This is a genomic window from Arenimonas sp. (assembly GCF_035312645.1).
Taxonomy (GTDB): domain Bacteria; phylum Pseudomonadota; class Gammaproteobacteria; order Xanthomonadales; family Xanthomonadaceae; genus Arenimonas.
Window position 1 is genome coordinate 1 of the sequence record NZ_DATGBO010000099.1, and the last position, 19,596, is coordinate 19,596.

The 19,596-nt window shown below is 64.1% G+C and carries 19 protein-coding genes; 6 read left to right on the forward strand and 13 right to left on the reverse strand.

The window, feature by feature from the left end; translation table 11 throughout:
• The 5 genes from VKM35_RS09030 to VKM35_RS09050 form a co-directional block, all read right to left on the reverse strand.
• Positions 1-235, reverse strand: a 235-nt coding sequence (locus tag VKM35_RS09030; protein WP_324320585.1) for a hypothetical protein, incomplete at its 3' end; no start/stop codon positions are given.
• A gap of 29 nt (positions 236-264) precedes the next feature.
• Positions 265-1,689, reverse strand: a complete 1,425-nt coding sequence (locus tag VKM35_RS09035) for a polysaccharide pyruvyl transferase family protein (protein WP_324320587.1) — start codon at positions 1,687-1,689, stop codon at positions 265-267.
• Positions 1,689-2,990 (reverse strand): ABC transporter ATP-binding protein, encoded by a 1,302-nt coding sequence (locus tag VKM35_RS09040; RefSeq protein WP_324320589.1) that lies wholly within the window; start codon positions 2,988-2,990, stop codon positions 1,689-1,691. The genes VKM35_RS09035 and VKM35_RS09040 overlap by 1 nt, the downstream gene beginning before the upstream one ends.
• Positions 2,980-3,822, reverse strand: a complete 843-nt coding sequence (locus VKM35_RS09045) for an ABC transporter permease (protein WP_324320591.1) — start codon at positions 3,820-3,822, stop codon at positions 2,980-2,982. The genes VKM35_RS09040 and VKM35_RS09045 overlap by 11 nt, the downstream gene beginning before the upstream one ends.
• Entirely contained in the window at positions 3,819-4,136 is a 318-nt protein-coding gene (locus tag VKM35_RS09050) for a hypothetical protein (protein WP_324320594.1), read from the reverse strand. The genes VKM35_RS09045 and VKM35_RS09050 overlap by 4 nt, the downstream gene beginning before the upstream one ends.
• Between VKM35_RS09050 and VKM35_RS09055 the strand changes: the two genes are divergently transcribed.
• The 3 genes from VKM35_RS09055 to VKM35_RS09065 all read left to right on the forward strand — a co-directional run bounded on the left by VKM35_RS09055 (position 4,135) and on the right by VKM35_RS09065 (position 6,574).
• Positions 4,135-4,815, forward strand: a complete 681-nt coding sequence (locus VKM35_RS09055) for a response regulator transcription factor (protein ID WP_324320596.1) — start codon at positions 4,135-4,137, stop codon at positions 4,813-4,815. The genes VKM35_RS09050 and VKM35_RS09055 overlap by 2 nt on opposite strands.
• 17 nt (positions 4,816-4,832) lie before the next feature.
• A complete protein-coding gene (locus VKM35_RS09060) occupies positions 4,833-6,179 on the forward strand; it encodes a HAMP domain-containing sensor histidine kinase (RefSeq protein WP_324320598.1) in 1,347 nt (448 codons plus the stop codon).
• 140 nt (positions 6,180-6,319) lie between these two features.
• Positions 6,320-6,574, forward strand: coding sequence for a hypothetical protein (locus VKM35_RS09065; protein WP_324320600.1), 255 nt, complete (start codon positions 6,320-6,322; stop codon positions 6,572-6,574).
• Positions 6,575-6,634: 60 nt separating this feature from the next.
• Here VKM35_RS09065 and VKM35_RS09070 read toward each other — a convergent pair whose 3' ends face one another.
• Complete coding sequence (locus tag VKM35_RS09070) at positions 6,635-7,471, reverse strand: DUF817 domain-containing protein (RefSeq protein WP_324320602.1); 837 nt, start codon at positions 7,469-7,471, stop codon at positions 6,635-6,637.
• 110 nt (positions 7,472-7,581) lie between these two features.
• Between VKM35_RS09070 and VKM35_RS09075 the strand changes: the two genes are divergently transcribed.
• A complete protein-coding gene (locus VKM35_RS09075) occupies positions 7,582-9,531 on the forward strand; it encodes a S9 family peptidase (protein ID WP_324320604.1) in 1,950 nt (649 codons plus the stop codon).
• A gap of 345 nt (positions 9,532-9,876) precedes the next feature.
• On the opposite strand, the gene glnA is transcribed toward VKM35_RS09075, so the two are convergent.
• A complete protein-coding gene (gene glnA, locus VKM35_RS09080) occupies positions 9,877-11,286 on the reverse strand; it encodes a type I glutamate--ammonia ligase (protein ID WP_324320606.1) in 1,410 nt (469 codons plus the stop codon).
• Positions 11,287-11,519: 233 nt separating this feature from the next.
• Here glnA and VKM35_RS09085 point away from each other — a divergent pair, with 233 nt between their 5' ends.
• Together VKM35_RS09085 and VKM35_RS09090 are read left to right on the forward strand one after the other, a co-directional pair.
• Positions 11,520-12,296 carry an undecaprenyl-diphosphate phosphatase gene (locus VKM35_RS09085; protein ID WP_324320608.1) on the forward strand — a complete coding sequence of 259 codons (777 nt, stop codon included), beginning with the start codon at positions 11,520-11,522 and terminating at the stop codon, positions 12,294-12,296.
• A 140-nt stretch (positions 12,297-12,436) separates the two neighbouring features.
• Positions 12,437-13,828, forward strand: coding sequence for a sulfatase (locus VKM35_RS09090; RefSeq protein WP_324320610.1), 1,392 nt, complete (start codon positions 12,437-12,439; stop codon positions 13,826-13,828).
• Between the two features lie 109 nt (positions 13,829-13,937).
• Here the strand turns inward: VKM35_RS09090 and VKM35_RS09095 are convergent, their stop codons facing one another.
• The 6 genes from VKM35_RS09095 to VKM35_RS09120 form a co-directional block, all read right to left on the reverse strand.
• Positions 13,938-14,924, reverse strand: coding sequence for a YheT family hydrolase (locus VKM35_RS09095; RefSeq protein WP_324320612.1), 987 nt, complete (start codon positions 14,922-14,924; stop codon positions 13,938-13,940).
• Entirely contained in the window at positions 14,924-15,715 is a 792-nt protein-coding gene (locus VKM35_RS09100; RefSeq protein WP_324320614.1) for a lysophospholipid acyltransferase family protein, read from the reverse strand. The genes VKM35_RS09095 and VKM35_RS09100 overlap by 1 nt, the downstream gene beginning before the upstream one ends.
• 57 nt (positions 15,716-15,772) lie before the next feature.
• Positions 15,773-16,201 (reverse strand): hotdog fold thioesterase, encoded by a 429-nt coding sequence (locus VKM35_RS09105; protein ID WP_324320616.1) that lies wholly within the window; start codon positions 16,199-16,201, stop codon positions 15,773-15,775.
• Between the two features lie 13 nt (positions 16,202-16,214).
• Positions 16,215-16,823: a YkvA family protein gene (locus VKM35_RS09110; RefSeq protein ID WP_324320618.1), complete on the reverse strand. Its 609-nt coding sequence runs from the start codon at positions 16,821-16,823 to the stop codon at positions 16,215-16,217.
• Positions 16,824-17,213: 390 nt separating this feature from the next.
• A complete protein-coding gene (locus VKM35_RS09115; protein WP_324320620.1) occupies positions 17,214-19,028 on the reverse strand; it encodes a phospholipase D family protein in 1,815 nt (604 codons plus the stop codon).
• Positions 19,025-19,555 (reverse strand): YceI family protein, encoded by a 531-nt coding sequence (locus VKM35_RS09120; protein ID WP_324320622.1) that lies wholly within the window; start codon positions 19,553-19,555, stop codon positions 19,025-19,027. Before VKM35_RS09120 ends, VKM35_RS09115 begins: the two co-directional genes overlap by 4 nt.
• Between the last annotated feature and the right edge of the window lie 41 nt (positions 19,556-19,596).

The following is a 19,596-nucleotide window of genomic DNA, read 5'->3' on the forward strand; positions in this document are numbered from 1 at the left end:
GCGAACGCAGATCCTGCGCCAGTCGCCGCCAGGCGTCGCTGAGCGTATCGCCGCCGTTGATTTCCTCCGCGCCCATGCCAATCAGCGCGCGCGCTTCGTATTCGTAATCTTTCTCGCCGCCATAGCCCTTGACGGTTTTGAAACCGTCTTCGGGAAAGGACGCCGCCAGTGCGGCCGCATCATCGGGCGAATACAGTCCGTCGATCCGCGCCCAGCGGAAGGGTTGCGTTTGCATGGCGCTCGGGTCGAGTCTGCTCAGGTCGATCATCGTTCGTCATTCTCCACGGGTTTTCTCAAGCCGCGCAGCAGGGCACGCAAGCGCGCGGTGATTCTCGCCGCTTCCGCAGCCCGTTGAAGCGCGAGCTGATGCTCTGCTTCGTCCTTTGCTGCGGTCATCAGCGCCAGTCGATGCCCCGTTTCGTCCAGTGCGGCGGCGGATGCCGTGAGTTGCGCGTGGGCGTGGGCGAGATCGGCAAGCAACGCCTGCTCGCGGTGCGCGTGATCGTCCGCAAGCGTCTCCTGGCGATCGACCGCGGACTCCAACCAATTGGGCAGATCCTGCCAAAAACGCGGGAATGCCGGCGGCGTCGCGCTGCGCCCAGCACGCAGGACATCCGCGACCTCATCCCAATATTCAACGAGTTGCCCGGCCGCCTGCTGCGCTGCTGCCGACGGCGACTTCCTGCCGATACGGTCGAGGATCCAGCGCGGGTCGGGCTCGTCGTCCGCAGGCAGCGGGAAAACCGATTCGAAGGCCGCCAGCGCGGTGTACTTGCCGACACCGAGATCGGCCGAACAGAACGCCGGCACGCCGAACGCGATCGCGGTGATCGCGAGGTGGTAACTGTGTCCGACGACGGCCTGCGCATTGGCGATCAGCTCAGCCAGAAGCATCGGCGCTGGCCAGGAAGGCAATTGCACCGCACGCGGCAGCTCGTCGCCGAGGACGGCCGCGTGATCGCCCAGCACCGGACCGATCGGAAGGAGTAACAACTGGTAGTCGGAAAATTGCTGCGGGTATTGCCTGATCAGACGCAGGAAGGGCTCGAGGCCGGCGATCGCGTGTATCACCAGATAGCGATCACCAAGACCTGCCGCTGCGGCGATGCGCGCGAATTCGGCCGAGGGCTGCTGCGGATCGAGCAATCGCGGCAGGCCGAACGCGGTGTCGGGCAATACGGAAATGTGTGCGTCCGTCGCGACACGGGCCAGCGTTTCCTGCGTCAGTGCGTCGCGGACACGGATGCAGGCGCTGTTCGCAAGCGCCAGGCGCAGCAACGGCGCCGCCCACGCGGGTACTTCATTGCAATGCATGCCGGGCGCATTCCATATCACCGGGATGCCCTGCTCGATGGCGAGCAGCGCCGGCGTCAACCAATAGCCGGTCGGATGATGGATGTCCGGCGATGGCGGCCCGTAGCCGTGCGCGACGACTTTGTCGAAGCGCAGGATGAAACCACCGCCGACCAGCAGGCCATCAAGTTGCTGGCTGCACTGCGGCAGATCGGCGAGCGATGTCACCGCATACGGCCAAGCTGGCGGCGTGCGGTCGTGGTAGGAAAACCGATGCATCGTCACTGCGCCGAGGCGACGGCTCAGCTCGGCCTCGGCGATGATCGGGAACAGCAGATCACCATAATTTTCGACGTCGAAGGTTCCGACGATCGCGATTTGCCAGGCACGCGCCATCAACGTTGCTCCGCAGGGTGGCGCCGGCGTGCGGTCACCTCGGATCGACCGGCATCGGTTTCGTGATCGGCGATCGCCTCCACGCCCAGATCGACGATACCGAGGAAATCGCTTTGCCCGGGCAGGACATCGAAGGCCAGCAGTGCCACCTGTTTTTCGATGAGCTGCGATGTGTCCTCGCTGCGGCCGTTCATCAGCTTGAGTGTGATGTGGTAACGACCAGCGGCGAGGCCGGCACGGAAACGCAACGTGGCGCTGGCGCGGCACCAACCAGCAGCAGCTGGCTCCGGCTGCAGGGCAAAGTTGCCGCCGCCAATCACCAGCAGTCGCGCCTCCTGGATGGTGAGGCTGAGATTGGGCTGGTCGACCGTTTCGCGAAACGCGACTTCGACGCGGACCGTGACCTGTTCGCCCTGCACGTAGCTCGAGTGATCATGGCCGGTGTTGACGAAGCTCGCGGCAAGGACGCTGCCCTCGTCGGTGCCAAAAGCGATGCCGCCTTCGTCGTGCAGCGACGGTTTTTGCGCGACCGGCATGGCGCCGCCACTGGCCCAGCGTCGTTGCTCGTCGCGCATGTCGAGCAGATAGAGCTCGGCCATGTCCTGCGGCGTGCCGCTGGCGCGCACCTGGCCTTGCTGCAGGTAGAGCACGCGATGGCAGAAACGCTTGACCATGCTCATGTCGTGCGAGACGAACAACAGCGTCGTGCCATTTCTGGTCAACGCTTCCAGGCGGTTTAGGCACTTGAACTGGAATGAGGCATCGCCGACGGCCAGCGCCTCATCGACGATCAGGATATCGGGCTCGACGCAGACCGATACCGCAAACGCGAGCCGCACCAGCATGCCGCTGGAATAGGTCTTGGTCGGCTGGTCGATGAAATCGCCGATGTTGGCGAAGGCTTCGATCTCGCCGAAACGGGCGTCGACCTCCGCCTGCGTCAGGCCCAGGACCATCCCGTTCAAATAGACGTTTTCCCGGCCGCTGAATTCCGGATTGAAACCCGAGCCCAGCTCCAGCAACGCCGCCACCCGGCCGAACGTCTGCACGCTGCCGTTGGAAGCGGTGGCTGTGCCGCAGATCAACTGCAGCAAGGTTGATTTGCCGCTGCCATTTCGGCCGATGATGCCGATCGTCTCGCCCTTGAAGATTTCCAGCGAAACATCCTTGAGCGCCCAGAACTCGCGGTAATGGCGCTGGTCCTTGCGTGCCAGCATCTGCCGCAGACGATCGCGGGGTTTATCGTAGATCGGGTAGCACTTGCTCAGGCCGTCGACCTTGATGGCGATTTCAGAGGACATCGGCAAATCCGTTGCGCGCTTTCTGGAACCACGCGAAGCCCAACCAGGCGATCACCATCGATGCCGCAAGTCCGATCGACCAGGTCGCGATGTCCGGCACCACGCCCCAGAACAGCACGTCCCGGGCCTGCTCGACCACCAGCGTCAGGGGATTGAGGCGGAGCAGGGCCTGGTAGTTTTCCGGCAACGCCGTCACCGGATAGAAGATCGCCGACAGGAACATCAACGCGGATACGAAAACGCCAACCATCTGCTGGATGTCGCGCAGATAGGTGCCCAGCGCCGCCAGTGTCCAGGACACGCCGAGCGTGACCAGGATCAGGGGCAGCAATACCAGCGGCAGCAGCACCGCCGTGAGGTGCGGCGCGCCTACCAGTACCAGATGGAAGACCATCCAGACCGAGACGCTCGCGAGCAGGTGGAACAACACGCCACCCAGCGTCACCCAGGGCAGGATTTCCAGCGGAAAGACGACCTTCTTGACGTAGTTGGCGTTGTCGACGATCAGCCGCGGCGCGCGCAGCACGCATTCGGAAAAAACATTGAACACCAGCAGGCCGGCGAACAGCAGCAGGACGAATTCGCTGCGCGACCCCGATCCGCCCGGCCAGCGCGTCTTGAACACGAGGCCGAACACGAAGGTGTAGACCACCAGCATGAAGATCGGATTGAGGAGCGACCACAGCATGCCCATCGCCGAGCCGCGATAGCGCCCGAGCACCTCACGCTTCACGAGTGCGACAAGCAACTCGCGGTGCCGCCAGGGGCTGGAAAACAGGCCTGCGCCGACGGTTGCCGACGCGATCGTGGTCGAACCAACCGCCTCGTTCATCCGAATCCTTCGCAACACAGGGTGCCCGCGATTGTGCCACGGTGGTCTGCGCCGTCGCCGATGCGAGGCGGCCTGTTTCTGCTACCGGATCGCAGCGTCGGCGTTTCGTTCTGTCCAAAAACGTCTGCTGTCGAGGCATAAGTTAATGATTTGTAATCATTCTTACAGGCATCGGCCACGCGCTCGGCAGCAGATTGGCTGCAATCGGCTAGGATTCGTCGACGCGTTGGTCCAATGCGGACGCTTTGCAGCGATGACAGATACTCGTCCGGCGCGTGGATCACCGTCGATCTCCTCAACAAGGAAACAGCCATGCGCGTGTTGTTGGTCGAGGACGAGCCGCTGATCGCCGATTTCGTGGCCAAGGGCCTGCGCGAAGCCGGCCATGGCGTCGACCATGCTGCGACCGGCACCGACGGCCTGCATCTGGCCACGCACGAAACCTACGACGCGCTGGTGCTCGATCGCATGCTGCCCGGGCTTGATGGCCTGGAATTGCTGCGTACCTTGCGCGCCAGCGGCCATCGCACACCGGTGCTGATGCTGTCCTCGCTGGGCGACGTCGAGCAGCGCGTGCAAGGCCTGCGCAGCGGCGCCGACGATTACCTCGCGAAGCCTTTCGCTTTCGTCGAACTCATGGCGCGGCTCGAAGGCCTGCTGCGGCGACAGGCCGGCGGGCCGGAAACCCTGACGCGGCTGCGCGTCGCCGATCTCGAGATGGATCTGCTCAAGCGCAGCGTGCGTCGCGGCGGGCAATCGCTGGATCTGCAGCCGCGCGAGTTCCGCCTGCTCGAATACCTGATGCGCCACGCCGAACAGGTGGTGACGCGGACGATGCTGCTCGAGGCGGTCTGGGATTATCACTTCGACCCGCAGACCAATGTCATCGACGTGCACATCTCGCGGCTGCGCCAGAAGATCGACAAGGATCGTGGCCCGCAGTTGCTGCATACCGTGCGCGGTGCCGGCTACCTGCTCGGCCTGCGCACCTGAGCGGGCTGCGCTGATCCATGCAGTCATCGCGCGGCGCCACCCTCAATCGCCTGGTCTGGACTTTCGGGTTCGGATTGCTGCTGGCGTTCGCCGTGGTCGGCGCGATCAGCATGCTCGCCTTCGATCGCCTGGTAGAGCGCGACACCCATCGCAACGTGCAGGTCGAACACGCCGGCCTGTTGGAAATCTATCGCGCCGGTGGCCGCACCGAGCTCAGCGACACCATCGACGACCGCGTCAACGAGCCGACCAACTGGGATTCGGTGTATCTGCTCGCCGACAAGACCGGACGCGTGCTCGCCGGTCATGCCGAGGAATTGCCGGCACCGCTGTGGAAAAAGCGCGGTTGGGTGCGTTTCCCCTGGCGCAAGAACGAGGATACCGATGAAGTGCTGGCGTTCGTGCAGGACCTGCCGAACGGCGACCTGTTGATGACCGGCCATGTCACCGGCGAGCAACAGCATTTGCGCGAACTCGTCGTGCGTCTTGGCGCCACCAGTCTTTGCCTGCTCGCAGCGCTGACGGCGCTGCTCGGCTGGTTGATGCGCCGCGGCGTCGATCTGGCGCTGGAAGCACCGCTGGACACCGTCGACCGCGTCGCCGCCGGACACATGCGCGAGCGCGTGCCCGAACGCGGTGGCGACGATGGTTTCGCGCGTCTGGATCGCACGCTCAATCGCATGCTCGACCGCATCCACGACCTGGTCGGCGGCATCCAGTTTTCCACCGATGCGATCGCGCACGACTTGCGCACGCCGCTGATGCGGCTCAAGACGCGACTCGAACAGGCGCGGTTGGCTTCGCGCGACGCGGCGACGCAGACGCAGGTGGATGCGGCGATCAGCGAGGCCGACCAGTTGATCAGCACATTCAACAGCCTGCTGCGCCTGGCCAAGATCGAGAGCAAGGACAGTCATCCATTGGATGCGATCGCCCTCGACGAGGTGTTGTTCGATGCCGTCGAGATGTGGCAGGCGGTGGCGGAAACGCGCGGCCAGCGCCTGCACACGCAAATCGCGCCGGCAAGCATCGCCGGCGATCGCGACCTGTTGTTCCAGTTGCTCTCCAACCTGCTCGACAACGCGATCAAGTACGGCGGCGACGACAGCGAAATCGCGGTGGCGCTGTCCGTGCAGGACGGCGAGGTGTTGCTCGCGATCAGCGACCAGGGCCCGGGCATCGCCAGCGACCAGCGCGAACGCGTGTTCGATCGCTTCGTGCGCCTGGAAAGCCATCGCGGCACACCCGGCACCGGCCTCGGCCTGAGCGTCGTGCGTGCGATCGCCATCCATCACGGCGCCGATCTGCGACTGGATTCGGCGCAACCCGGCCTGCGTGTGCTGCTGCGTTTCCCGGCGATCTGAATCGCGTTTTCCGCCATCGCGTTTCCCGACATGGACAATTCGTCATCGCGCGGCAACGCCGCCGCCAGCGCTGGACGCGCAATCTGCCGGCACCGGTAAATGCACCGGATTCGCCAACGCATCAGACACTGGAGATCGTCATGAACATCCGCACCACGCTTGCCGCCCTCACTCTTTGCCTCGCCAGCACCGCCGCGTTCGCTGCCACCACGACTGCGCCGGCAGCCGCCGCCAAGCCGGCGATGACCGCGGTCGCCAGCACCGCCGCCAAGCCGATCGCCGCGCCGACCAGGCACGTTGCCGTCAAGAACGTCGCCGTCAAGCAGACGACTGCTTGCAAGAAAGGTGAAGCCCTGCTCAAGGGCAAGTGCGAAGTCACCAAAGCGAAGAGCTGATTCCTCGAGCTTGGCAACAAGGAAACGCCGGGCTTGCCCGGCGTTTCTGTTTTTGCGCGGTCACCACCTTGCCGCGCGCCGCTGTTTCAGATGCTTGAGGTCGGCGACGATCACGAACGTGATCACCACCAGCAGCGTCCAGGAACTGATCTTTCCCCAGTGCACGAGCTTCCAGCCCGATTGCTGATCGGGATATACCCAGGCACCGTAGAACGTGCCGATATTCTCGGCGATCCAGACGAAGGCGCCGATCAGCAGGAAACATAACGGCAGGGGCAACCAAAACATCTTTCGCCAAGGCGTGAAATGCAATCGCGTGCGCCCGAACACCAGCAGCAGCGCCGCGAACAACCACCAGCGATAGTCGCCGATGTAGTGATGGCTGAAAAAATTCACGTAGATCGCCGCGGCCAGCAGCAGTGTCCAGCGTGCATCGGGATAGTCGCTGAGGCGCAGATCGAACAGCCGCCACGCCTGCACGAGATAGCTGGCGACCGCCGCGTGCATGAAGCCCGAATACAGCGGCGCGCCGAAGATCTTGCTGTAGGCGAATTCCGGATAACTCCACGACGCGATCGCCGGATGCGTCTTGAAGATTTCCAGCGCCAGACCGGTGACATGGAACAGGCAGATGGTCTTGAGTTCGTCCGGCGTTTCCAGCTTCATCCGCAAAAGCATCGCCTGCATCGCCAGCGCCGCCAGCAACAGGAAGTCGTAACGCGGCAGCGGCCCCAGCGGTAAATGCCGCGACAACGCCAGCACTGCGAAGAAGCTTCCGGCGAACACGCAGGCACGCGCCTGCTTGCCGACCAGTGCGAGGGCTTCGCCGAGCAGTGAGGGCAAGGTGTCGACGTACGACAGCGGTGGCGATGCGCGGAGAAGGCCCGTCTGTTCCATGCCGCGATGCTTGCCCGGCTCGGTGAAGCCAGTACGAAGTGTGACGGCATCGGTTTACGGATGTCTGCCGCGAATGCATAGTGCGGGGCGCTTTTTTCTGGACCCCGCCCATGTTCCCCGTCCGTCCCTGGCTGATTGCCGCTCTTCTGATGTCCGCGTCATTGGCGAAGGCCAAGGAAGCCGAGGTCGTCGCCGATGCCGGCACGCAAATGCTGCTGCGGCGCGCCGAATTCGAGCAGATCGAGATCTCGCCCAATGGCAGTCTGCTGGCGATCGCCCGACGCTTGCCGGGCGGCACCGTGGTGGAAGTGCAGCGCCGTGCCGACATGCAGGTCATCACCAGCATCGACCCGGGCAAGGACGGCGAGGTCGACACTCTGCAATGGCTGGACAACGACCGCTTGCTGATCGGCGCCAATCGTGCCGATGGCCTGATCGGCGTCCCAATGGTCGATCCGGCGCTGTACATCGTCCGCGCCGACGGCAAGGACACCTTCAAGCTGCCGGCCAATTTCGTCGCGACCATCGACGGCGACGCCGACCATCTGCTGGTCAGCAATTGCGGACACAGCGACAAGAGCGGCTGCCTGCTGGAAATTCGCCGTGCCGAAATCGCCAAGCTGCGGCGTATCGGCGAGCTGGTGATCGCGGCGCCGGATGTGCATACCAACCTGCTGACCGACCGCAAGGGCAACGTCCGCTTCGCGATGGGCTGGGAGGACGACGGCACCGGCAAGACCTATGTGCACAACGAGGGCAAGGAGGGCTGGACGCTGATCAACGACAGCGCCAAGACCGGACTTGATGTCGTACCGCTGAGCGTGGCGCCCGACAGCAAGACCGGTTTCCTGATCAGCGAACGCGAACACGGCACGGATGCCATCGAAAGCTACGATTTCGCCACCGGCAAGCGCACCGAAGTGTTCCGCGATGCCAACTCGGATCCTTTGCACATCGTCCGCTCCGTCGATGGTCGCGAACCGATCGGCGCGATATTCAATCCCACCCAGCCGCAACTGCATTTCTGGAATGCGCAGAGCCCGGACGCGCTGTTGATCGGCGAACTGCAGAAAGCGTTTCCCGGCAAGATTTCCTACGTCGTGAGCGCGACCAGCGACGGCATGATGCTGGTGATATTCACGGCAGGAGATCGCGACCCCGGTACGTTCTATCTGCTCGATCGCCGGACCAGCAAGGCCAGCCTGCTCGCGCACGCGAAACCCTGGCTCAACGCCGACAACCTCGGCAGGCAGCAGGCGTTCGAACTGAAGGCACGCGACGGCAAGTTGCTGCACGGAGTGCTGACCCTGCCGCCGCGCGCCGACGGCCGCAACCTGCCGATGATCGTGCTGCCGCACGGCGGCCCTTACGGGGTGCTCGACAGTTTTGGATACGACGCCGAGGCGCAGATCCTGGCCACGCACGGCTATGCCGTGCTGCAGGTGAACTTCCGCGGTTCCGGCGGCTACGGTCGCGAATTCCTGATGAGTGGAATGATGCAGTGGGGCCGGGCGATGCAGGACGATGTCACCGACGCGACGCATTGGGCGATTGCGCAGGGCATCGCCGACGGTCATCGCGTCTGCATCTATGGCGCCAGCTATGGTGGCTATGCCGCGATGATGGGCGCCGTTCGCGAGCCCGGCCTCTATCGCTGCGCGGCGGGTCTGTCGGGCGTGTTCGACCTGGCCAAGATGTACAAATGGGGCAGCATCCGCCGCAGCGACCTGGGCATGGAATACCTCAAGCACGCCATCGGCCAGGACAAGGTCGAGCTGGCAGCACGCTCACCGGTGCAACAAGCCGACAAGATCACCGTGCCGGTATTGCTTGCGCACGGAAAATGGGATGGCCGGGTCGACATCATTCATGCCCGTGCGCTCAAGCGCGCACTGAGCAAGGCCGGGCATCCGGCCGAGTTGATCGAATACGAATACGAAGGCCATGGGCTTGCGCAGGAGCCGCATCAGCGTGACTTCTATGCGCGCCTACTGGAGTTCGTCGGCAAATACATCGGCCCGACGGCGGCAGCGGCGAACGTGGCGGCAGCGGCGCAATAGTCGTATGCCGTGGCGGTTGCGCGCAAAAAAACGGCCCGGAATTCCGGGCCGTTTCTGTTTGGCGATTTGCTGCTCCCCTCACCCCAACCCGTTGCCAGGTTCGGCTCTGCCTCACCAAGCAACCCCAGCCGTCGCGCGTGGCGCTCCGGCGTTTGCGTGCGCACGAGCCGGTGGCTCGTAACCGCGCTCGCTCACCCCCGCAGGCGGGGAGAGGGGGCTTCAATGATCGGGGTTGCGAAATGTCGATCAGATCGCGTACTCGAGCGGGTGGGTGAAGGATGCGCAGCACTGCCGCGCATCCTTCGAGAACGCCCGCCGCGTTGCGGCGGGCCGGACATCCGCCGATCAGATCGCGTAGTACATCGCGTATTCCAACGGATGCGTGGCCGCGCGGAACTTGGTGACTTCGCCCATCTTCAGCGCGATGTAGCTGTCGATGAAGTCGTCGGTCATCACGCCACCGGCCTTGAGGAATTCGCGGTCCTTGTCGAGAGCTTCCAGCGCCTGGTCCAGCGAGTGGCAGACGGTCGGGATGTTCTTCTCTTCTTCCGGCGGCAGGTCGTAAAGATCCTTGTCGCTCGGTGCGCCCGGGTCGATCTGGTTCTTGATGCCGTCGAGGCCAGCCATCATCAGCGCGGTGAAGGTGAGGTAGCCGGAGTTCATCGGATCCGGGAAACGAATCTCGATGCGGCGCGCTTTCGGATTGGTCACGAACGGAATGCGGCAGCTCGCCGAGCGGTTGCGTGCCGAATACGCCAGCATCACCGGCGCTTCGTAACCCGGCACCAGACGCTTGTAGCTGTTGGTGGTGGAGTTGGCGAAAGCGTTGATCGCGCGCGCGTGCTTGAAGATGCCGCCGATGTACCACAGCGCCATCTGGCTGAGACCACCGTAACCGTCGCCAGTGAACAGGTTGACGCCGCCCTTGGCCAGCGACTGGTGCACGTGCATGCCGCTGCCGTTGTCGCCGACGAGGGGTTTGGGCATGAAGGTCGCGGTCTTGCCGTTGCGATGCGCGACGTTCTTGATGATGTATTTCATCGTCTGCAATTCGTCGGCCTTCTGCACCAGCGTGTTGAAGCGCGTACCGATTTCGCACTGGCCAGCGTTGGCGACTTCGTGATGATGCACCTCGACTTCCTGGCCGGCGGCGATGAGTTCCTTGCACATCTCAGCACGGATATCGTGCAGCGAATCGACCGGCGCGACCGGGAAATAACCGCCTTTCAGACCGGGACGGTAGCCGGTGTTGCCACCTTCGTATTTCTTCTTCGAGTTCCAGTGCGCTTCCTCGGAATCGACTTCGAAGAAGGTGCTGCCCATCTCGTTGCCGAAACGCACGGAATCGAAGATGAAAAATTCCGGCTCCGGGCCGAAAAACGCGGTGTCGGCGATGCCGGTGGATTTGAGGAAAGCTTCGGCGCGCTTGGCGATGCCGCGCGGATCGCGCGAGTACGCCTGCATCGTCGCCGGATCGAGGATGTCGCAGACCAGGATCAGGGTCGGGTCGGCGGTGAACGGATCGATCACCGCGGTATTCACGTCGGGCAGCAACACCATGTCGGATTCGTTGATGCCCTTCCAGCCGGAGATCGACGAGCCGTCGAACATCTTGCCTTCCTCGAACAACGCCGGCTCGACGATCGAGGCCGGGAAGCTGACGTGGTGCTGGACGCCACGGACGTCGGTGAAGCGCAGGTCGACGAATTCGATGCCGTGGTCTTTGATGAGTTTCTGGACGTGTTCGTAGGACATGGCGCGCTCCGAGAGGGAAAGGGACTCTGTCCGATAGCAAGCGCCGTGCCAGCCCGATAGCAGTTCAAGTTGTTGATTTTAAAAACTCCATTTTTCGATCCGAAGCAGTTGAGCACCTTTTTGGTGCGACCACTTTTCAATTTGCCCCATTAATATGCAATTCTGCGAATCGATGCCTTCGCGTATCCTTCGGCGGTCGCGCCGCTCGGCGCTCCCCCGGATTTCGGCCCGCCATGCACGACCTGCTCACCGCCCTGCTGCTCGGCATCATCGAAGGCATCACCGAATTCCTGCCGATCTCCAGCACCGGGCATCTGCTGATCGCCGAACACTGGCTGGGCGCGCGCTCGGAGTTGTTCAACATCGTCATCCAGGCCGGCGCCATCCTTGCGGTGACGCTGCTCTACCGCCAGCGCCTTTGGCAACTCGCCAGCGGCCTGCATAGGCCGGAAAACCGCGACTACGCGCTCAAGCTCGCGGTCGCGTTCGTGATCACCGCGGTCTTGGGCCTGATCGTGAAAAAACTCGGCTTCGAACTCGATGACGCGGTGCAGCCGATCGCCTGGGCGCTGATCATCGGCGCGATCTGGATGCTCGCAGCCGAACAGGTCGCCGAAAAGAAAGCGCCGAACACGAATATCTCCTGGACCGCGGCGATCGGCGTCGGCTTGGCGCAGGTCGTCGCGGGCATCTTCCCGGGCACCTCGCGTTCGGCCGCGACAATTTTCGTGGCGATGCTCGCCGGCACCAGTGATCGTGGCGCGGCGACCGAATTCGCCTTTCTGGTCGGCATCCCGACCATGTTCGCTGCCAGCGGCTACTCGCTGCTCAAACAGCTGCACGGCGGCGTCAGCGAGGACTGGTCGGCGCTGGCGGTGGCTTTCGTCGCGGCGACGATCACTGCGTTCGTCGCAGTGAAGTGGTTGCTCGGCTACATCCAGACGCATCGCTTCACCGCGTTCGCGATCTACCGCATCGTTCTCGGCGTGTCGCTGCTGCTGTTTCTCTAGCCGGACTTGGTCCACCGCACCTTGCCGGCGTATCGCCAAAGAGGTTTCCCTGGCAGACCTTGGTCTTCCGTACCTTGCTGGGTGCGTCGCTGCCACTGATTCTCTAGCTAGCCTTGGTCGCGATCTGCGACCATGTCGACATGCCGATCAGCCGCCGCCGCCTGCTAAAACTCGCCGCGACTTCGGCGGCTGGCACCGCCTTGCTTGCCGCCGGTTGCGCGCGCAGCGCAAAACGCAGCGAACGCCCGAACATCGTCTTCTTTCTGGTCGATGACCAGCGCAACGACACGCTCGGCTGCACCGGCGATCGCATCGTACGCACGCCGACCATCGATGCGCTCGCCGCGCAGGGCACGCTGTTCCGCAATGCCTTCGTTACCACCTCGATCTGCCCGTCCAGCCGCGCCAGCCTATTCACTGGCGTCAGCGAAACTCGGCACCATTTCACTTTCAACACGCCGCCGATCGCGCGCGCGCTTGCCGAAGCCAGCTACCCGGCGCTGCTGAAACAAGCCGGCTATCGCACGGCGGTGATCGGCAAGTTCGGCGTGCAGATGCAGGACGAGGTGCAGAAGAATTTTCTCGACGTCTTCGATCCCCGCGACCTGCCGATCGAAAAACGCGGAGCCGATGGCCGCCTGCACCACAACGACGAGGTCAACGTCGAGCACGCGCTGACCTATCTGCGCGGCTGCGATCCGGCGCAGCCGTTTCTGCTGTCGTTGAACTTCAGCGCCACCCATGCCGAAGACGAGGACATGGCACGGCAATACCACCCGATCGCCTGGGCCGAACATCTGTATTCGGACGTGACGTTTCCGCCGCCGAAGCTCGCCGACCCGAAATATTTCGACAGCCAGCCGGACTTCCTCAAGCACTCGCTCAATCGCACGCGCTATTTCTGGCGCTTCGACACGCCGGAAAAATACCAGCGCAGCCTGCGCGACTACTACCGGATGATCAGCGGCGTCGATCACCAGATCGGGCAGGTGCTGGCCGAACTCGATCGCCTGGGCCTGCGCGACAACACCGTGATCGTCTATGCGGCCGACAACGGCTACTACATGGGCGACCGCGGCTTCGCCGACAAGTGGAGCCACTACGAGGAATCGCTGCGTGTGCCGATGATCATCGTCGATCCGCGCCATCACGGCGCCGGCGGCGTCGATGCGATGGCGCTCAACGTCGACGTGCCGGCGACGCTGCTCGATCTCGCCGGCATCGCGCGTCCTGCGCATTACCAGGGCCGGTCACTGCGACCGATGCTGACGGGCAAGACGCCCGGCGACTGGCGTCACGACTTTCTCTGCCAGCACACGATGAACGACCCGGCGATCCCGAAATGGATCGGCGTGCGCGACGAGCGCTATGTCTATGCGCGTTATTTCGAACAGCAGCCGGCTTACGAATTCCTGCACGACCTGCAGACCGATCCGACCGAATTCGTCAACCTGGCCAAGGATCCGGCGCAGGCCGATCTGCTGGCGAAGATGCGTGCGCGCTGCGATGCATTGAAACTCGCGTGGTCGTGATCAAGCTTGCCTCAGCAGAGGCTACGCCTCAGGCCGCGTGCTTGCGTTGATCAGAAGTCTGGTTGCGCCGCAAACGGATCAAATCGCGGCATTGCCCGCTGCCACGAAATCAAGCGATCGCCGCACTCAATCTCGCCGCCACCCAGCGTTCGGAATAACCGCGCAGGCTCGCGCCTTCGATGAAGCCACAATGGCCGCCATGCTCGGCGATTTCCAGGGTGGAGTGCGCCGGTAATTGCAGCGCTTTCAAGGTGTCGATCGGAATCACCGGGTCGTCGGCTGCGGCAAGCACGCTGACCGGAATCTGCAGCGCGGCCAGGCGGCCGCCGGCGACGGCATAGCCGGCGAAGTAGTCCTCGACGTCGTGTTTGTCGGTGTGGCGCTTGACCAGCCAGTGGGTGAGGCCGCGCATGTCCTGCGCGAGCGTGGCTTCGTCGAAATCATGATGAAGCGGAAACAGCGCGCGCTTCTTGCGCAACGAGCCGCGCCATTTCTTCATGAAATACCAGTGATACAACGCCGGCCCGGATTCGAGCGTGCGCATCACTGCCGACGGATCCACCGCCGGGCACACTGCCGCGGCATGCAGCAGCGGAATGCCGGCGTCGGGCGCCGCCAGCGCCAGGCGCAGCGCGAAGTTTCCGCCCAGTGAATAACCTGCCGCGAGAAAACGCGGCGCCGGAAAATTTTCCGCGACCCATTTCGCCGCCTGCACTACTTCCGCCAAGCGGCAGGAGTGGAACAGGCCTTCGTTGAGATGATGGGTATCGCCGTGGTCGCGGAAGTTGAGCCGGAACACGTCGAAGCCTTCGCCGATCAGATGCGCCGCGGTGTGGCACATGTAGCCCGATTGGCTGCTGCCTTCCCAGCCATGCAACAGCAGCACCAGCGCGCGTGGCGCACGACCGGGCACGGCGCTGTGCGTGCCGGCAAGACGCACGCCGTCGCCGGCATCGATGATGTGTTCGCTGCTGACCGCGCCGCTGCGTTGCAAGGCGCGCTGGCCTCCGGCGCGACGCATCGGCAGCGAGCTGAGCATCGATTGCAGGTGCGGATTGCGCAGCAGCCGTGGCGCCTTGTACGGACGCGTCGGCATCACAGCGCCATTGCCGCGATGATCCGCTCCCGGCAGGTGTCGGCGAGGCGGCGACGGCCATCCTCGCTGGCCGCGACCGGTTCGAGGAAATGCACTTCCGCGACGCGACCCGGTTCGCCGAGCAGGCGAAAAATGTTCGCGGCAAACGATTCGCGGTCGGCGAACGCAATGATCGTCTGCGCATCACCACCGTTGCCGTATTTGAGCGCGACCGGCTGCGCCGGCACGCCGGCGAGCACTGCCGGCTGGAAGATGCGCGCGTGGAAGACGCCGATGCTGTCGCCGCGCGTGGTGCGGCCTTCCGGAAACACGCCGACGGCCTGGCCGCTCTGCAGGCGCTCGACCATCTGATGCATCACACCATGCAGGGAATCGTTGCTGCCGCGATGGTGGTAGATGGTGCCGCCGCGACTGGCGACCCAGCCGATCAGCGGCCAGCTGGCGATCTCGGCCTTGGCGACGAAACCCATCATGCGCTGGCTGTGCATCAGTTCGATGTCGATCCAGCTGACGTGATTGGCGACGAACAGCGCCGCTCCCGGCAGTGGCGTGCCGTAGCGGCGCGAACGCAGGCCGAATACGCGCAACAGGCCAGCCGACCAGATTCGGATCACCCAGTGGTCGAGACGCTCGCCGCGCAAGCTGATGCGCGCGCACAGCGGATTGATCATCGCCAGGGTGATCGGCAGGCCCACGAGCGCGTGCAGGAGCAGCAAGGGCACGCGCCAGAGATAGCGCAACGGCCGGCGCCAGTCGAAGGACGGAGTAGTCGCTTCAGGAAGGGATGACATTGCGGCGATTGTGCCCGAAGCGTTCTAGAGCATGCACCCGACGCGGGCGTATGCGCGTCAGCCGCCGCGGACCGCCAGGGTCAGGCGCGAGACGCAGCAGAGCCGGCCCTGCGCGTCTTCGATGCGGATATCCCAGACTTGGGTGCTGCGACCGACATGGATCGGTCGCGCGGTGCCGGTGACCTGGCCTTCGGTGACGGCGCGAAGATGGTTGGCGTTGAGTTCGAGGCCGACCGCCTGCTGCTTCATCGGATCGTCCATGCACAGATTGCCGGCGACGCTGGCCAGGGTTTCGGCGAGCAATGCCGACGACCCGCCATGCAACAGGCCGAACGGCTGTTTGGTGCGGGCATCGACGGGCATGGTGCCACGGATGAAATCATCGCCGATCTCGGTGATCACGATGCCCAGCGATTCCATCGCGGTCCCCGCGCTCTCGGCGTTGATCTGCGCGAGGCTGGGGCGACGGCGAAACGGACTGCTCATGCCGACGGTGCGATCAGCGCACGCGCAACATTCCCGGACGCCAGGCCGTGGTGTAGCCGCTGCGCGCGTAGCCGGAGCTGTCGCCGTAGCCGGTGCCGGCCTCGCGATTGCGGCGGCGATGCATGCGGTCCTGCAATTCCTCGCGACGCGCTTCCAGCCAATCGGCGCGGCCGACGCTGGCCGGATTCATGCCGCGGCGGGTCGCTTCGCCCTGGCGGTATTCGCAGAATTCGTCGTAGGCGTCGATCTCGTGCTTGAGTTCCTTCACGCAGATCTCAATCGCGATCGCGTCGTCGAAATAGCCCAGCACCGGAATATTGTCGGGGATGATGTCGGTCGGATCGGCGAAATACACCAGTGCCGACAACACGTGCTGGCGATCGTCGTCGCCCAGCGCCCAGCCCTCGTCCCGCACCATCGCGATCAGCGCATCGAGCTTGTCCAGGCGCTCGGCGATGAAATCGGGCAGGGCGACCTTGTTCGCGTCCTCGAGCAGCTTGCTGGCCGCGCCGACGATCTCGTCCGTGCTCTTGCTGCCGGCACTGTCGCGTGCCGCCTTGATGGCCTGGTTGAAGTGTTCGAGATCGCGGTCGGAGAGTTCGAAGCTGATGGCGAGAGGCATGGCGGGTTCCAACAGACGTTTGCGAGATCCCGAAGCCTAGGCGCCGGCGCCGGCGCCGTCAATGCGGCGGACGGGGGAGCGGGGCGGCGACGGTGCTTGGTGGCTGGGGACGGGAGACGGACTGAGCGGTGAGCGGTGAGCGGTGAGCGGTGAGCGGTGAGCGGTGAGCGGTGAGCGGTGAGCGGTGAGCGGTGAGCGGAAAAAGCATATGGGCTTTCGTCATCCCCGCGAAGGCGGGGATCCAGCGTCTTTGCTTTTGTGTTCCCGGGCGACGAAACAGAAAGTCACTGGATCCCCGCCTTCGCGGGGATGACGAGCAAAGTTTCGACGCTCACCGCTCACCGCTCAGTCCGTCTCCCGTCTCCCCACTCCCCATTCCCCGCTCACCCCTCACAAAATCGGAATCAAACTCGAGCCGAACGCGGTCAGAAACCGCGTGTAGATCGACTTCAGGCTCAAATTCACTTCCGGAAAATCGCCGACCGCGTCGTAGCACTTGTCGAAGTCGGCAGCGCCGGGATGCAGGGGCTGACAGCCGGGCTTGAGTTCGTAGCTGGTCGCGTAGGGCAGGGGCCAGACGTCGAAGATCGGCAGTTTTTCCGAGAACTTGCCAAGGTTGTAATTGAGTTGCGCGAGTACCGGCAGCTTCGCGCGCGGTGCGATCAGCCATGCATTTTCCGGCGCCATGTCGCCACGGATGCTCGCCGCCAACGCCTGCGCGAAACGCGTGTCGTGGATCACCACCATGCTCTCGGTGTTGTAGTCATCCGAGCGCGGATCGAAGTTGTGGCTGCCGACCACGCCGATGCGCTCATCGATCACCATGCATTTGGCATGCAGGCCGATGCGCAGGCCGGCGCGCTTGAGCGGCACCGGGCCCTTGTCGCGGTCGTAGTCTTTCGGTGCCGGCAGCGGCTGCCCGGCGTCCGCCGTCGCGCCGGTGGCGGCGAGGTCGATCGGCGCGCTGACCGGGAACGGCTTGAATTCGTGGATCTCGAAACCGAGTTCGCGCAGGTACAGGCGCTTGTACTTGTGCGACATCGCGTACACCGGAAAGGCATCGGTTGCCGCCAGCGAATTGGTCGAAACATAGATCAGCGGCGCCTGTTCGCGATGGTGCATGCTGCGGAACACGCCGCGCGCCTGTCGCGACATCACCAGGTACGGCGTCTGCAGGATCAGCTCGGACTGCGTGCTGGCGACCAGATTGAGCAGCGCCTTCGATGCCTCGCTGCGACTTTGCATCGCGGCATCGTGCTTGTTGGGCAGGTCGGCGAAGAAATCCACGCGGCCGACTTCGAACAGATACGGCGACAGCCGCGCGAACACCGCCGGCGAATCCAGCGCCGCCGCCTGCATCGCCAGCACCCGCGCCGACAGCACCGGTTCCGGAATTGCCGGCGGCCCATGGTTGGCGATCAACACCTTGCCGACGTCGGCGAGGACGGCAGCGTGCAGAGAACGATGATCGTTCCAGAACGCGTCGAAATTACTGGCCATCGCCGCCGTCACCGGACCGGCGACCAGCAGATCGCGGTCGCGGTAATCGTAGGTGTCGTGCCAGTCGAAATATTCGTCCTGGATATTGCGCCCGCCGATCACCGCGACCCGACCGTCGACGATCATCACCTTGTTGTGCATGCGCTGGTTGAGGTCGCGAAAATGCAACAGCATGCCGGCAAGGAACTCAATCGGCTGCACGCGCGCCTGGTCGAACACCGGGTTGTAGACGCGCAGTTCGAAGTTCTCGTGGAACGCGGCGAGCTGCGCCTGCACGTCGGGATCGGCCAGGCCGCCGAGCTGATCGAGCAGCAGACGCACCTTGACGCCGCGTTGCGCGGCGGCCTTGAGTTCGCCGAGCACGAGGATGCCGGCATCGTCGCTGTCGAAATGGAAAGTCTGCAGGTCGATCGTGTGGCGGGCGCTGCGGATCAGATGCACGCGTGCGAGCAACGAATCCTGGCCGTGGTCGAGCAGGATCACCGCATGGCTGGGCGCGGCCGGCGTGGTGCGCGCATAGGCGGCATCGCCAAGATCGAGCAGCGGCGAGGGCAATACGCAGCCCTCGGACGGACAGGTGATCGCGCTGCTGCGTGCGTGTTCGGCGTAGTCGCTGGCCTGCAGTTTCTGTTCACGGGAAAGATGCGCGCAAGCCGACAGCTGCAGGGCGAACAGCACCAGCAACAGGCGCGGCAGCCCCTTCATGAGGTCGGCTCGGCGCGGAAGCGCACGTTGAAACTGAAATCGACGTCGTCGCGCAGGGTCAACCGGTAGCTGGTCATGCCGAAAGCGCGCCGGCTGATGCTGCCGCGCACCTGGATGTCGCAGTCGTGGCCGGGGCGGGCGCAGGTCGATGGCAGCAACTGGAAACCAACGTCGCGGCGCAGGCCGCGCAACTGCAGTTCGCCGCGCAGTTTGCCGCCCTTGTGCAGCAGGCTGTCGGCGAAGCGCAGCGAGGTGAAACCGATGGCCGGGTAGCGATCGACCGCGAGGAAATCTTCCGAGCGCGTGATCCGGCCCATCCACGCCGGACCGTCGTACTTGAGGCTGCTGCCGTCGATCTGCACATGCACCACCCAGCCGCCGCCGGCATCGCCCTGCAATTCGCCACTGACGCGGGTGAAGCGGCCCGAGGAGCGCATCGGCACGCGCGGATGCACGTCGAAACGCGCCACCGCGCGGGCGCTGTCGAAGGCCAACGCGGGCGCCTGTGCCTGGCTGGCGGAACTCATGGTCAATAGCGCGAACAGCAGGGCTGGGCCCGCGCCGAAAC